This is a genomic window from Streptomyces sp. NPDC088915 (assembly GCF_044749825.1).
GTDB lineage: Bacteria > Actinomycetota > Actinomycetes > Streptomycetales > Streptomycetaceae > Streptomyces.
On the sequence record NZ_JBIVIR010000001.1, the window covers coordinates 435,414 to 448,217 of the forward strand.

15 protein-coding genes and 1 pseudogene are annotated in these 12,804 nt (G+C 72.7%); 12 read left to right on the plus strand and 4 right to left on the minus strand.

The features are described 5' to 3' along the window. Window positions 1-100: 100 nt before the first annotated feature. Entirely contained in the window at window positions 101-304 is a 204-nt protein-coding gene (locus ACIP5O_RS02040; protein WP_030206327.1) for a cold-shock protein, read from the minus strand. A gap of 270 nt (window positions 305-574) precedes the next feature. Continuing rightward, window positions 575-1,378, minus strand: a complete 804-nt coding sequence (locus ACIP5O_RS02045) for a class I SAM-dependent methyltransferase (RefSeq protein ID WP_401287411.1) — start codon at window positions 1,376-1,378, stop codon at window positions 575-577. Between the two features lie 419 nt (window positions 1,379-1,797). On the opposite strand from ACIP5O_RS02045, the gene ACIP5O_RS02050 reads away from it, so the two are divergent. The 3 genes from ACIP5O_RS02050 to ACIP5O_RS02060 all read left to right on the plus strand — a co-directional run bounded on the left by ACIP5O_RS02050 (window position 1,798) and on the right by ACIP5O_RS02060 (window position 3,907). Next, entirely contained in the window at window positions 1,798-3,186 is a 1,389-nt protein-coding gene (locus tag ACIP5O_RS02050) for a glutamate decarboxylase (RefSeq protein WP_401287414.1), read from the plus strand. 66 nt (window positions 3,187-3,252) lie between these two features. Continuing rightward, window positions 3,253-3,663 carry a VOC family protein gene (locus ACIP5O_RS02055; RefSeq protein WP_401287417.1) on the plus strand — a complete coding sequence of 137 codons (411 nt, stop codon included), beginning with the start codon at window positions 3,253-3,255 and terminating at the stop codon, window positions 3,661-3,663. A gap of 28 nt (window positions 3,664-3,691) precedes the next feature. Beyond that, window positions 3,692-3,907 carry a hypothetical protein gene (locus ACIP5O_RS02060; protein WP_401287420.1) on the plus strand — a complete coding sequence of 72 codons (216 nt, stop codon included), beginning with the start codon at window positions 3,692-3,694 and terminating at the stop codon, window positions 3,905-3,907. On the opposite strand, the gene ACIP5O_RS02065 is transcribed toward ACIP5O_RS02060, so the two are convergent. Beyond that, complete coding sequence (locus ACIP5O_RS02065; RefSeq protein WP_401287422.1) at window positions 3,888-4,310, minus strand: MazG nucleotide pyrophosphohydrolase domain-containing protein; 423 nt, start codon at window positions 4,308-4,310, stop codon at window positions 3,888-3,890. The genes ACIP5O_RS02060 and ACIP5O_RS02065 overlap by 20 nt on opposite strands. Next, window positions 4,307-5,617, minus strand: a complete 1,311-nt coding sequence (locus tag ACIP5O_RS02070) for a beta-ketoacyl-[acyl-carrier-protein] synthase family protein (protein ID WP_401287425.1) — start codon at window positions 5,615-5,617, stop codon at window positions 4,307-4,309. The genes ACIP5O_RS02065 and ACIP5O_RS02070 overlap by 4 nt, the downstream gene beginning before the upstream one ends. Window positions 5,618-5,781: 164 nt before the next feature. Here ACIP5O_RS02070 and ACIP5O_RS02075 point away from each other — a divergent pair, with 164 nt between their 5' ends. The 9 genes and pseudogenes from ACIP5O_RS02075 (at window position 5,782) to ACIP5O_RS02115 (ending at window position 12,797) form a co-directional block, all read left to right on the plus strand. Next, window positions 5,782-6,543, plus strand: a complete 762-nt coding sequence (locus ACIP5O_RS02075) for a helix-turn-helix domain-containing protein (protein ID WP_401287428.1) — start codon at window positions 5,782-5,784, stop codon at window positions 6,541-6,543. Window positions 6,544-7,021: 478 nt separating this feature from the next. Then, window positions 7,022-7,879 (plus strand): diiron oxygenase, encoded by an 858-nt coding sequence (locus ACIP5O_RS02080; protein WP_401287431.1) that lies wholly within the window; start codon window positions 7,022-7,024, stop codon window positions 7,877-7,879. Window positions 7,880-7,887: 8 nt separating this feature from the next. Next, window positions 7,888-8,799, plus strand: coding sequence for a flavin reductase family protein (locus ACIP5O_RS02085; RefSeq protein ID WP_401287433.1), 912 nt, complete (start codon window positions 7,888-7,890; stop codon window positions 8,797-8,799). Between the two features lie 100 nt (window positions 8,800-8,899). Continuing rightward, a pseudogene (locus ACIP5O_RS02090) lies at window positions 8,900-9,508 on the plus strand (arylamine N-acetyltransferase); the annotation flags it as partial. A gap of 73 nt (window positions 9,509-9,581) precedes the next feature. Then, window positions 9,582-9,731 (plus strand): hypothetical protein, encoded by a 150-nt coding sequence (locus tag ACIP5O_RS02095; RefSeq protein WP_401288120.1) that lies wholly within the window; start codon window positions 9,582-9,584, stop codon window positions 9,729-9,731. 2 nt (window positions 9,732-9,733) lie between these two features. Next, window positions 9,734-10,330, plus strand: a complete 597-nt coding sequence (locus ACIP5O_RS02100) for an RBBP9/YdeN family alpha/beta hydrolase (protein WP_401288122.1) — start codon at window positions 9,734-9,736, stop codon at window positions 10,328-10,330. Further along, entirely contained in the window at window positions 10,314-11,546 is a 1,233-nt protein-coding gene (locus ACIP5O_RS02105; protein WP_401287436.1) for an MFS transporter, read from the plus strand. The genes ACIP5O_RS02100 and ACIP5O_RS02105 overlap by 17 nt, the downstream gene beginning before the upstream one ends. Then, window positions 11,539-12,198: a hypothetical protein gene (locus ACIP5O_RS02110; RefSeq protein WP_401287439.1), complete on the plus strand. Its 660-nt coding sequence runs from the start codon at window positions 11,539-11,541 to the stop codon at window positions 12,196-12,198. The genes ACIP5O_RS02105 and ACIP5O_RS02110 overlap by 8 nt, the downstream gene beginning before the upstream one ends. Further along, window positions 12,156-12,797 (plus strand): hypothetical protein, encoded by a 642-nt coding sequence (locus tag ACIP5O_RS02115; RefSeq protein ID WP_401287442.1) that lies wholly within the window; start codon window positions 12,156-12,158, stop codon window positions 12,795-12,797. The genes ACIP5O_RS02110 and ACIP5O_RS02115 overlap by 43 nt, the downstream gene beginning before the upstream one ends. Window positions 12,798-12,804 lie beyond the last annotated feature (7 nt).

The following is a 12,804-nucleotide window of genomic DNA, read 5'->3' on the forward strand; positions in this document are numbered from 1 at the left end:
CCTTCTATGCAAAGAGCTGGGGCCCGCACCCCAAGGTGCGGGCCCCAGCTCGTGCTGCCGCGCGGCGCTCCGTGAGGAGCGCCGCGCGGCAGTGACAGCGTCAGGCGGAGACGATGTTCTCCGCGGTCGGGCCCTTCTGGCCCTGCGCGATGTCGAAGTTCACCTTCTGGCCCTCCTGGAGCTCACGGAAGCCCTGGGAGGCGATGTTCGAGTAGTGGGCGAACACGTCGGGGCCGCCACCGTCCTGCTCGATGAAGCCGAAGCCCTTTTCCGCGTTGAACCACTTGACGGTACCGGAAGCCATGTCTTTTCTCCTTCGGGGCAGTGCTCGGAAATCCACACCGTGCGGATTCCGTGTCGCCGCGATGATCGCCCCAGCCGGAAAAGACCGGCACTTCTCATGACCGTTGATGCTCATGCTTCGGGAACCACAACTGCAACTGCTTTCGACAGTAGCACGCTGGTCGGCGGAGTGCGGTGTGAGTAATTCTTTCCGCGTGGTCCGGTGAGAAATCCTCACGGCGCGTGCTGCTGAATTCTCACTTCGCCGGGACAGATTTCTTCGTCCGGCCCGTCACCTCTTCACCCCGGAGACCACGAGGAACGGCGGATGGCCGGCCTCCGCCGGGCGGTTCCCCAGCAGGGTCGAGTGCCGGGGGAGCACGGGTTCGTGGACGTCCAGGTCGGTGAAGCCGGCCTTGCCCAGGACGTCGAGGTAGGTCTGGCACGGCCAGTGGTGGTCGGTCGGGTCGAGCCGCCCGCCGCCCGGGAGGTCGAGGCGGGTCGGCCTCGGCTCGCCCTTGGTGTAGACGCGGCCGGGGTCGCCGGTGCGGAACGTGGAGAAGCGGACGCCGGTGCTGCGCGGGTTGGCGTCGAGCACGGCGTACCGGCCGCCGGGGCGCAGCACGCGGTGGACCTCGGCGGCGATGTCGTGCAGGCCTTCGACCTCCCCGACGGTGACGTAGACGAAGCAGGACATGGCGGCGTCCACGGAGCCGTCGTCGAGGAACGCGAGCCGGCCGTCCTCGATCAGCCGGTGCTCGACCCTCGGGTGCGGGTGCCGCTCGCGGGCGACGGCCAGCATGTGCGGCGAGACGTCGGCGGCCACGACGCGCGCGCCGGAGGAGGCCTCGGCGACGCGGACGGCGACCTTGCCGGGCCCGCAGCCGTGGTCCAGGACCGTGCGGACGGCGGAGGAACCGATGCCGAGGGCGTGGAAGACGGCCGGATAGCCGATGAGGCGCTCGGGGAGGTCGTCGTAGGAGTCGTAGTGCTCGGCGTTCTCGGCGTTCTCGGCGTTCTCGGCGTTCTCGGCGGTGTCGGCGTTCTCGGCGGTGTCGCCGGTGTCGGCTTCCTTTCGGGTGGTGCTGCTGCTCATGCGGGTCGCCTTTCGGCCTCGATCGACAGGGGGGAGCATCATGGGTGATCCACTTCTCCCGGAACGTACTGCTTGTCCCGTGGTGCCGGTATCTGCCCGATCGGGTGTGTCGCCATGCTTCGGGGAGGGAATTTCCCCAGGTCGGGGCGGGTACGGTCGGGCTGCCGGGGCCCGGGAGAAGTGCTCCGTCACCCGTCCAACGGGTGAACCCCCGATCCGGCCCGCCGTACGGAACCGCAGGTCGCAGGGGGCGCGGTCGTCAAGGCGGCGCGGTACGGGCCCCGGGGCGCCCCCTCACCCGCCCGGGCCAACGGCCTCCCCCGCCGCCGGGCGCCGCTCCCGGCCCCGTGGGTTGATGGGGGCACGGGGCCGCCCACCGGGGGCGCGCCGTCGTGCTGTCGAGCGAAGGGGAAGCCGCCGTGGCGCTCCACGAGATGAAGGCCCCGACGAGGGCCGACGCGAGGACGGACGTGTTCGCCTCCCCCCTCAGCGAGCGGGTCCTGCCGAAGTACCGCATGCCCGAGGAGCCCTCCCTGCCCGAGGCCGTCTACGCGATGCTCCACAACGAGCTGCTGCTCGACGGCAACGCGGCGCAGAACCTGGCGACGTTCTGCACGACCTGGTCGGACGACGAGGTCCGCCGGCTGATGGACGAGTGCCTCGACAAGAACATGATCGACAAGGACGAGTACCCGCAGACCGCCGAGATCGAGGCGCGGTGCGTGAACATCCTGGCCGACCTGTGGAACGCCCCGGAGGTCCCGGGCCGCGGGGCCATGGGCTGCTCCACCACCGGCTCCAGCGAGGCCGCCATGCTGGGCGGCCTGGCGCTCAAGTGGCGGTGGCGGGAGCGGCGCAGGGCCGAGGGCAAGCCCGTCGACCGGCCCAACATCGTCGCCGGTCCCGTGCAGATCTGCTGGGACAAGTTCGCCCGCTACTTCGACGTCGAGCTGCGCCAGGTCCCCCTGGAGGACGGCGCGACCGGCCTGCGGCCGCACCAGCTGCGCGCGTACGTCGACGAGAACACGATCGGCGTCGTCGCGATCCTCGGCGTCACCTTCACCTGCGACTACGAGCCGGTCGCGGAGATCGCCGCCGAGCTGGACCGGATCCAGGAGGAGACGGGGCTCGACGTCCCGATCCACGTGGACGCCGCCAGCGGCGGTTTCGTCGCGCCCTTCCTCCACCAGGACCTCGTCTGGGACTTCCGCCTCGAACGGGTCGCGTCCATCAACGCCTCGGGGCACAAGTACGGGCTCGCGCCCCTCGGCGTGGGCTGGGCGGTCTGGCGCACCGCCGACCTGCTGCCGAAGGACCTGGTCTTCGACGTGACCTACCTCGGCGGCGACCTGCCGACCTTCGCCCTCAACTTCTCCCGGCCCGGCGGCGAGATCGTCGCCCAGTACTACAACTTCCTGCGCCTGGGGCGGGCCGGCTACCGGCGCGTCCAGGGGGTGTGCGCGGAGACGGCCCGGTACCTGGCCGGGCGGGTGGCGGAGATGGGCCCCTTCACCCTGCTGTACGACGGGCAGGGGGCGCTGCCGGCCGTCTCGTACACCCTCACCGACCCGGCGGGGGCGGGCTTCAGCCTGTACGACCTCTCCGACCAGCTCAGGATGCGCGGCTGGCAGGTCCCCTCGTACCCGCTGCCCGCCGACCGGCAGGAGACCGTGATCCAGCGGGTCCTGATCCGGCACGGGGTGGGGCGGGACGAGATCGACCTGCTCGCCCGGGACATGCGGCACTCCCTGGAGCGCCTCACGCGGGGCAAGCCGGCGGACTCGGAGCGCGCGGGCTTCCACCACTGAGCCGGGCCGGGGACCGGTCAGGATCGGAGAAGCGCCGTGCGGACGGGCGGAGTTAGCGTGAGGTCCATGGACATCACCATCCACACCACCGCCCTCCCGCACGACGACCCGGACGCCGCCGTGGCCTTCTACCGCGACGCCCTCGGCTTCGAGGTCCGCAGCGACGTCGGGCAGGGGAGCATGCGCTGGATCACGGTCGGCCCGGCCGGGCAGCCCGGCACGTCGATCCTGCTCGCGCCGCCCGCCGCCGACCCCGGCGTCACGGAGGACGAGCGCCGCGTCGTCACCGAGATGATGGCCAAGGGCACGTACGGCTGGATCCTCCTCGCCACCCCCGGCCTCGACGCCGTCTTCGAGAAGGTCCGGGCCGCCGGCGCCGAGGTCGTCCAGGAGCCGACGGAGCAGCCGTACGGCATCCGCGACTGCGCCTTCCGCGACCCGGCGGGCAACCTGATCCGCATCCAGGAACTGCGCTGACCCGCCGGGTCGGAGGGAGGAGTCCGCGATGTGCCACCCCGCGTGGGCCCGCGCCCGCATCGAGGCGCAGCGCCCGGAGGACCCGACCGAGGAGCCGAGAACGCCCGCGCGCCGGGACTCGCGCGCCGACGGAGCCGACGGAGAGGCAGACGTCCTCGCGAAGACCGCGGAGGTGCCGGAGGCGGACCGCGTCCCCGCCGCCGAGGAGCGGATCACCGTGCTCGTCACGAGGACGGCGGGCTGACCGCTTCCCCGGTCTCCCCCCGGCGCGCCAGGACCTCCGCGACCCGCGGCGGCCGGTACGACGGGCCCTTGAGGACCTTGCCGTCCTCGCGCAGGACGGGGCGGCCGTCCGGGCCGAGCTTGGACATGTGGGCGCGGTGGACCTCGGCGAGGACGGCGTCGAGGTCCACGCCGTGGACGAGGGCGGTGCCGTACGCGGTGTGGACGACGTCCGCCAGTTCGTGCGCGATGTCCACCGGGCGGCCCGCCTCCGTCGCCTCCGCGACCTCGGCCACCTCCTCCTCCAGGAGCGCCTGGCGGTGCCGGGCCGGCTCGGGCGGGACGGCGGCCGGGCGGCCGGTGCCGAGGCCGAGGCCGAAGGCCCGGTGGAACGCGCGGACCAGGTCCTGCGGGCTGGTGGTCATGACGTCTTCCTTTCGCGACGCAGGGCGAGCACCGCGTTGTGGCCGCCGAAACCGAAGGAGTTGCCGAGGACGACGTCGCCGGAGCCCGGCAGCGGGCGCGGCACGTGCGTGACCACGTCCAGGGGGCAGGCGTCGTCGAGGTCGTCGCAGCCGATCGTGGGCGGGACGAGGCCGTGGTGGAGGGTGAGCGCGGCGGCCACCGCCGCCACCGCCCCGGCGGCCCCCTGGAGGTGGCCGATGTTCCCCTTCACCGCCGTCACCGGCACGTCCCGGTCCTCCCCGAAGACCCGGCGCAGGGCCGTCGCCTCGGCGAGGTCGCCCTCCACGGTGGCGGTGGCGTGCGCGCTGACGTGGGCGACGCCGGCCGGCGCGGCACCGGCGTCGGCGAGCGCCCGGCGCAGGGCGCGCACGATCCCGGAGCCGGTGGGGTCGGGCGCGACGATGTGGTGGGCGTCGGCGGACAGGCCCCAGCCGGCCGTCTCGCAGTAGATCCGCGCGCCCCGGGCCCGCGCGTGCTCCTCGGACTCCAGGACGACCGTGCCGGCGCCCTCGCCGTGCACGAAGCCGTCCCGGTCCTTGGCGAAGGGGCGCGAGGCCCGGGCGGGTTCGTCGTTGCGCGTGGACAGGGCCCGCATCGCGGCGAAGGCGCCCGTCACGGCGGGCGTGACCGCCGCCTCGGTCCCGCCGGCCACGACGACGTCGAGGTGCCCGTACCGGATGCGGTCGATCGCCTGCCCGATCGCCTCGGTGCCGGAGGCGCACGCGCTGACGACGGTCCGCGCCTCGCCGGTGATCCGCAGGTCCAGGGAGACCTGGGAGGCCGCCTGGGAGGGGACGGTCATGGCGGCGGTGAGCGGGGGCACGCCCCGGGGCCCCTTGTCGCGCAGCCTCCGGTCCCCGTCGACCAGGGCGGGCGCGCCGCCGATGATGGTGCCGAGGCAGACGCCCACCCGGTCCGGGTCGAGGCCGCTCTCCGCGGTCCCCGAGGGGGCGAGGCCCGCGTCCCGCCAGGCCTCGCGGGCGGCGACCACCGCGAACCGGGCGGCGCGGTTCATGCGCCGGGCCACGGCCGGGGGCAGCAGCCCGGCGGGGCCCTCCGGCACGGTCGCGGCGATGCGCACGGGCAGCCCGGCGAACTCCTCGCCCTCCAGGGTCCGTACGCCGCTGCGGCCCTCCAGGAGCCCTTGCCACAGCGCCGGGGCGCCGACGCCGAGCGGGGTGATCGCGCCGAGTCCGGTGATCACGACCCGGCGCGGTGTCGTCCGGGCCACTCCGGTCGGGCCGCCGGACGGGGACGGGTGGTGCACGGGATCTGCTTTCCTGTCGTCGCAGTCTCTCAACTCCGCCGCTTTTGGCGGCAGTTGAATCACATCAAAGCGATTTTTCGGATCTCCGCGCAAGGCTTTGAGCCCTCGTCACTTTCTCCCTGCGCGGTAGAATCGTGGCCCATCGGGGGAGGGGAACAGAAAGCATGGAACTGCCGCAGTTGCTGCGTGCCTGGCGGATCGACGCGGGTGCGAAGCTCGGACGGGAAAGGGCGCTTCCGCAGAAGGAGGTCGCCGAACTCATGGGCGTGAGCGAGCGCTGGTACCGGAGCCTGGAGGCCGGGGATTCGGTATCGCTTTCCAGTGACGTACTGGGCCGGCTTTCCGCGGCGCTCGTCCTGGGCCCCGACGAACGCATGGTGCTCTACAGCCGCGCCCTCGCCGGCGCCGCCGGGATCGCCCTCGCGGACGAGACGGGCGAGACGGAGAGCCAGCTCGCGCTCCTGCACCTGGTCACGGCGCAGTCCCTCTTTCCGGCCTATCTCACCGACGGTTCCTGGAACATGCTCGGATACAACACGCTCATGGCCGCCTGGTTCCCCTGGGTGCGCGAACCGCACGCCAATCTCATGCGCTGGGCGCTGAACGACCCCTCAGCGCGCGAGCAGATGATCGACTGGCGGGAACACGCGGAGGTCTACCTCGCGATGCTCCGTTTCGCCCTGGCCGCGAACGCCTCCCGTGACACCCCCCGTGCCGCCCCGCTCAGGACGCTGCTCGACGGCGTACTGCGGGACCCCGAGTGCCGCCGACTGTGGGAGCTGAGACCGAAGGTCGTCGCCTTCCGCCAGGGCCACCGCTACCGCCTCGCCCTGCCGCACGTCTCGCCCGAACGGATCACCGTGACCTCCCAGGTGCTCCTCCCCGCCTACCGGCACGGACTCCGCTGCGTCTTCCTGCTGCCGTAAGCGACACCCTACACACGGAATACCCGGTGCGAACCGGCAAGTTTCTGCCGCTTCCGCCGCCGGCGACCGGCAATTTCCTGCCGGTCGCCTTTCCTTTTGTGCCGCTTCGGCGAGCGGTGCCTCCGCGAATCCGGACAACCCCGCCCGGCGGCAAACTTTTGCCGCTTGACGGCCACTTGGCCCGCTGGCAGCATCCAGGTCCCACGAACCATTTTCGGACAATCCCGAAGGTTTAAACGAAGCAATGGCATTGCAATTCGCGAGCACGGCCAACCGGACCGTTCTCGCCCGCAGTCATCAGAAGCGCCTCGACCAGGTCTTCGCCTCGACGGAATACCAGCGGGCCGACCACCAAGGAACCGAAAAGCAAGGAACCGAAAAGCAAGGAACCGAAAAGCAACGACCCGAATACCGGCGGGCCGAATACCGCAGCCGTTTCCGCACCTGGGAACGCGTCGCCACCGTCCGGAACAGCCCGATGCGGGCCCTCGACGCCGACGGCGAGCTCTTCTTCAGCCCCGAGCTCGTCCCCGCCCTCGCCCACCCGCTGCTCCGGCGGGCCGAACCGCACGTCCGCGAGACCGTGCTCGTCCACCGGCTCTACGAGTACCTCCGGTTCACCATCGACCTGGAGCAGAGCGCGGTCATCCCGGTCACCGGGCACATCAGCCGCGGCATGTCCGGGCTCGACCTGCCCGAGGCGATGCGCGCCGACGCGTTCAAGATCGTCACCGACGAGGCGTGGCACGCCCGGTTCACGTACGAGATCCTCCGGCAGGTCCGCGACCGCACCGGCATCGCCCCCGCCCTCCCGGACGCGCCCACGTTCACCACCGAACTGGCCCGCATCCACGACTCCCTGCCGCACGAGATCCGCGGCCTGGACGAGCTGCTCTTCGCCATCGTCAGCGAGACCCTCATCTCCTCGGTCCTGGAGGACCTGCCGCGCGACGAGCGGCTGCCCGAGGGGGTCCGCGAGATGGTCGCCGACCACGCGGTCGACGAGGCCAAGCACCACACGTACTTCTCGACGCTGCTGCGCCACCTCTGGCCTGCGACGACCCGCAAGGAGCGGGAGCTGGCGGGGCCGTACATCCCGCGCCTGATCTTCGCGTTCCTGGAGCCGGACTACACGAGCGCGGCCCTGGGCCTGCGGGCCTCCGGCCTGACCACCGAGGAGGTCGAGGAGGTCATGACCGACGTCTACGCGCGCGACCGGATCGTGGCCGACGTGCGCCGCGGCGCCGCGCCCACCCTCCAGTACTTCCTCGAAGCGGGCGCGCTGGAGCACGGCGCGACCCTGGAGGCGTTCCGGGAATCGGGGCTGGTCGCGTGAGGACGGCCATGGTCAGGACGGCGCACGCCCTGACGCCCACGGTCAGCCGGTACTGGCTCACCCACCCGTACGGCGAGGACCCGCTCCCGGCCGCCGAACCCGGCCGGCACGTCACGCTGCGCGTCGGACCGCGCGTCAAGACCCTCACGGTCGTGGCCGCCGACGCCGAGGGCTACGAACTGGCGGTCCGCAACCGGCACCGGGGCGACCGGCGCGACCACCTCTCGCCCCGGCTGCACGCCGGCGCGACCGTCGGGGTCTCCGCGCCGGGCGGCCGGTTCACCGCCGGACACCCGGCCCCCTTCACGCACTTCCTGGCCGCCGGCGTGGGGATCAACCCCGTCCTGACGGTCCTGGCCGGCGGGCGGCTGCGCGGCTGGACGCTCGTGTACGTCGACCGGGGCGCGGACGAGTTCCCCTTCCTCGACCGCCTCCGCGAGCCGGCCCGGGACCAGGACGGCACCGTCGTCACCCACGACACCGCGACCGGGGGCCGCCCCGACTGGCCCGGCGTCGTCGCCGGGATCCCGGAGGGCGCCGTCGTCGGGGTGTGCGGCCCGCCCGCCGTGGTCGCGGCCGTCCGCACCGCCGTCGAAGAGGCGCCCGGGGAGCGGCAGCTGATCACCGACGGGCCCGCCTCCGCCACGGGGGAGATCGCGGAGGCGGTGGAGTGCGTGAGGTCCGGCGTCACCTTCGAGGCCACCCAGCGGCAGCCGCTCCTCGACGCGCTCCACCGCAACGGCGTCGCCGTCCCCTCCTCGTGCCGCCAGGGCATCTGCGGGACGTGCGAGGTCGAGGTCCGCGCCGGGCGGATCGACCACCGCGACGAGGTGCTCACCGACGAGGAGAAGGCCGAGTCCGGCCACATGCTCCCGTGCGTCAGCCGGTCGATCGACCGGCGCCTCGTCCTGAACGTCTGACGCCCGCCTCCTGCCACGGGGAGGTCCGTGCCCGCGGGGAGCGCCCGCCACCGGGCGGTCTCCGCCACCAGGACGCCCCCACCACCACCGGAAAGACCCCATGAACGACCTCATCACCGCCTACGCGGACCGGATCGGGTTCGAAGGGCCCCTGGAGCCGACCGCCACCTGTCTGCGGCGGCTCCACGAGGCGCACCTCTACCGCGTCCCCTTCGAGAACTTCAGCATGCACCGCAACGCCGAGCGCGGCCTCACCGACGAGGTGCTCCGCGAGGCCATCGTGGACGGCCGCAGGGGCGGCATCTGCTTCGAGACGGGCCGGATGATGGCGCGGCTGCTCGACGCGTGCGGATTCACGTACGGGATCCGGCTCGGCAGCGGCTGCGACCCGCACCCGACCCCGGCCACCCACCAGGTCTTCGTCGTCGCACTCGACGGCGAGCGCCTGCTCTTCGACATCGGCTACGGCGCCCGGGGCCCCCGCGGCCCCCTCCCGCTCGTGGACGGCGCGGAGCTGGCGCACCCCGCCCTCTCCACCCGGATCCGCCTCGACCACGCCTCCGGCGGCCCGGGCGCCCCGGCCGCCCCGGCCGCCCCGGTCTGGACGGTCTCCGTAAAGGAGCACGCCGTCGGCGCCGCCGACTGGCAGGACATCTACCGGTTCGTCGACGTCCCCACCGGCGAACTCGACCTGGAGATGGCGCACTTCTCCACCACGTCCTCCCCCCCACAGCCTGCTCAACCGGCACAAGGTGGCGAGCATCCCCACCCCCGACGGCCGGGTGAGCGTGCGGGACGGGCACCTGACGGTCGTCGCGGACGGCCGCGGCACCACCACCCCCATCACCGAGGGCGCGGAGCTCCAGGAGGTGGTGAACCGCCGCTTCGGCCTCACCGTCTCCCCGCGGGACCTCGGCCTCGAAAGGCGATGACCATGCACTTCCTGACCGTGCCGGGCTACACCGGCTCCGGACCGGACCACTGGCAGACCCATCTGGAGAACACCTACGAGGGGTTCTCCCGGGTGGTCCAGGACGACTGGGCGACCGTCGACCGCGACCGCTGGATCGCCCGGCTCGACGAGGCCGTGCGCGCCGTCGACGGCGAGGTCTTCCTCGTCGGCCACAGCTGCGGCTCCGTCACCGTCGCGCAGTGGGCCGCCACCCGCCACGACGAGCGGGTCGCCGGAGCCCTCCTGGTCGCCCCGGCCGACGTCGAGGCCCCCGACACCCTGGACGCCATCCGGCCCCAGGCCCCCCTGCCCGCCTCCGTACTGCCGCTGCGGACCCACCTCGTGGTCTCCGACGACGACCCGTTCCTGTCCCGGGAGCGGGGCCTGGCGCTCGCGGAGGCGTGGGGCGCCACCGTCGAGGTCGTGCCCGGCGGCGGCCACCTGGCCACCCGGGACGGCTACGGGCCGTGGGACCACGCGGCCGCCCTGATCGCGCGCCACTCCGGGACCGTACCGAAGCGGCGGAGCGCCCCGGTCGTGGCGCCCGGGACCACCGAGGGACGTGCCCCCCTTGCGTAACGGCCTCGCGGCGGTGCCCCGGCCCGTCTGCTTCTACCTGGCCGCCTCGTTCTTCATGGGGCTCGCCAACACCATCTTCGACGTGGTGTTCAACTTCTACCTCGCCGAGCGCGGCATCAGCGAGGGCGACGCGGGCGTGATCTACGCCGTCGCCACCGGCGCCATGGCGGTCGCCGTCGTCCCGCTGCTCCTCCTGGGCAAGTACGTCTCGCAGCGGGCCCTGCTCATCGGCGCGTCCGTGCTCTACACCCTGCCCTTCGCGGGCCTGCCGTTCGTGTCCTCGATCGTCACGGCCTCCGTCGTGCTCAGCGCGATCCTCGCGGGCATGCTGGGCCTGCTCTCGGTGGGCAACGCCATCGCCGGCGCGCAGGTCCCGGAGTCCGGCCGCACCCGCCTCTTCAGCACCTTCTTCATCTGCTACCTGGGCGCGGGCGTCATCGGTTCCGCCCTGGTGTCGGGGATCGGCGACCGGCTCGACACGAGCGACCTCGACAAGTACCGCTTCTTCCTGCTCCTGTCCTTCGTCGCGGCCTGCGTGATGCTGCTCCTGCGCCTCCCGTCGGCGCGCGAGGTCCCGCGCCCGGCGGCCGGGACCGCGCAGGACCTCGCGGGCGCGGCGGGCGAGAGGCGGAACTTCGTCACCCTCTTCGTCGCCTCGGGCTTCCTGGGCGCGTCGATCGCGCTGTTCTTCCGCTTCGCCAACGTCCTGTTCGCCCAGATCTACGACATCCCGGTGAGCGACATCTCGCTGATCCTGGGCACGGACAAGATCGTCAGCATCTTCGGCGCCATCTTCGCGCCCGTCCTGGTCAAGAAGTTCTCGCTCCGCCCGAGCGCGGCCTTCTTCGGCATGCTGGCCGTCGTCGGCCTGGTCCTGCAGACGTTCACGGTCCCGCTGGTCGTCTTCGTCGTCCTCTACCTGCTGCGGCTGCTGTTCAACTACTGCCTGATGCCGCTGCTCGACACGGTCGCCATGTCCGGCTTCGCGCCGGCCCGCCAGGTCGTCTCGATCGCCCTGCGCCAGTCCTCGTTCTACCTGGGCGGGGCCGTCGCGGCCGCCGTCTACGGCAGCCTCCTGGACGGCGGGCGCTGGCAGGCGGCCCTGTGGGTCTCGGCGGGCTGCGCGCTCGTCGGCTCCCTGGCGATGACCCTGGTGCGGAACGCGGAGCGGGCGCCGGAGCCCGCGGGCGAGGGAAAGGTCCTGGAGAATGCCTGAGCCCGGGATGCTGGTGGTGGTCGACCCGTACTCCAGCGGCTCGGCGTTCGCCCGCCGGGCGAAGGAGCTCCACGGCCTGGACGCGGTCGCCGTCCTCACCTCGGAGACCCTCCCGCCCGCCCTCCTGGCGACGTACCCGCGCGAGGACTTCACCGCCGAACTGCGCTTCTCGACCGTCGGGGAGACGGCGGCGGAGGTCGAGCGGCTGTGCGGCGGACGCCGCCCGGAGTTCCTCGTCTGCGGCTCCGAGCCGGGCGTGGAGGCGTACGACGCGCTGGCCGCCCACTGGGACCTGCGCCCCAACTCCGGCCCCTCGGAGGTCCGTCGGGACAAGTTCCTGATGCAGGAGCGGCTGCGGGAGGCGGGCGTCCCGCACATCCCGCATCACAGGGCGACCGACACGGAGACGGCGGTCGCGTGGTGCGAGGGCAGCGGCCTGGCGGAGTTCGTCGTGAAGCCGGTGCGGTCCTTCGCCACCGACGGCGTCCTCTTCTGCGCCACGCCGGACGAGGTGCGGGCCGCGTGCGGCCGGCTCTTCGGCCGCGTCGACCTGGCCGGCGAGGTCATCACCGAACTCATCGTCCAGGAAGGCTGGTGGGACCGGAGTAAGTGGTCGACTCGGTGTCCCTGGACGGGGAGCCGTTCGTCGTGAACATGTTCCGCTACACCAAGGAGACGATCGGCGGGACCCCGGTCTACCGCGCCATGACGGCGGTGGAGGTCGGCGACCACCCGGAGGTCACGGCCTACGTGGCACGGGCCCTCGCCGCCCTCGGCATCGAGAACGGCCCCGCCCACAGCGAGCTCGTCCTCACCGACCGGGGCCCGGTCCTCATCGAGACGGGCGCCCGCACCCACGGCGGCCTGGGCCCGACCCTGGTCGAGCACGCCTCCTCGCACTCCCTGATCGACCTGGCCCTCGCCTCCCGGGTAGACCCGGACGGCTTCCGCGCCGCGACCCGGACCGCCCCCACCCTGCACCGGGGCGCGGTCGAGTGCTTCCTCTTCTCCCCGGCGACGGGCACGGTGACGGCGAACCGGGTCCGCGCCTCCTGCGAGGGCCTCCCCGCCCACCTCTTCGACACCTGCGGCCAGGCCCCCGGCGACCACGTCGAGAAGACCACCGACCTGATCACCTCGTACGGCCGCGTGGTCCTCTCCCACGAGGACCCGGAGACCCTGGCCCACGACACGGCCCACGTCCTCTCCCTCGACCGCAAGGGCGAACTCCTGGACGTGCGCCCGGACTGAGGCCCGC

Excerpts from the sequence above, each read along its gene's own strand:
- ACIP5O_RS02055 (WP_401287417.1), top strand. The coding sequence starts at position 3,253 with ATGGACATCACCATCCACACCACCGCCCTCCCGCACGACGACCCGGAC.
- ACIP5O_RS02085 (WP_401287433.1), top strand. The coding sequence starts at position 7,888 with ATGGTCAGGACGGCGCACGCCCTGACGCCCACGGTCAGCCGGTACTGG.
- ACIP5O_RS02040 (WP_030206327.1), bottom strand. The coding sequence starts at position 304 with ATGGCTTCCGGTACCGTCAAGTGGTTCAACGCGGAAAAGGGCTTCGGC.
- ACIP5O_RS02060 (WP_401287420.1), top strand. The coding sequence starts at position 3,692 with ATGTGCCACCCCGCGTGGGCCCGCGCCCGCATCGAGGCGCAGCGCCCG.
- ACIP5O_RS02100 (WP_401288122.1), top strand. The coding sequence starts at position 9,734 with ATGCACTTCCTGACCGTGCCGGGCTACACCGGCTCCGGACCGGACCAC.
- ACIP5O_RS02045 (WP_401287411.1), bottom strand. The coding sequence starts at position 1,378 with ATGAGCAGCAGCACCACCCGAAAGGAAGCCGACACCGGCGACACCGCC.
- ACIP5O_RS02075 (WP_401287428.1), top strand. The coding sequence starts at position 5,782 with ATGGAACTGCCGCAGTTGCTGCGTGCCTGGCGGATCGACGCGGGTGCG.
- ACIP5O_RS02110 (WP_401287439.1), top strand. The coding sequence starts at position 11,539 with ATGCCTGAGCCCGGGATGCTGGTGGTGGTCGACCCGTACTCCAGCGGC.
- ACIP5O_RS02065 (WP_401287422.1), bottom strand. The coding sequence starts at position 4,310 with ATGACCACCAGCCCGCAGGACCTGGTCCGCGCGTTCCACCGGGCCTTC.
- ACIP5O_RS02080 (WP_401287431.1), top strand. The coding sequence starts at position 7,022 with ATGCGGGCCCTCGACGCCGACGGCGAGCTCTTCTTCAGCCCCGAGCTC.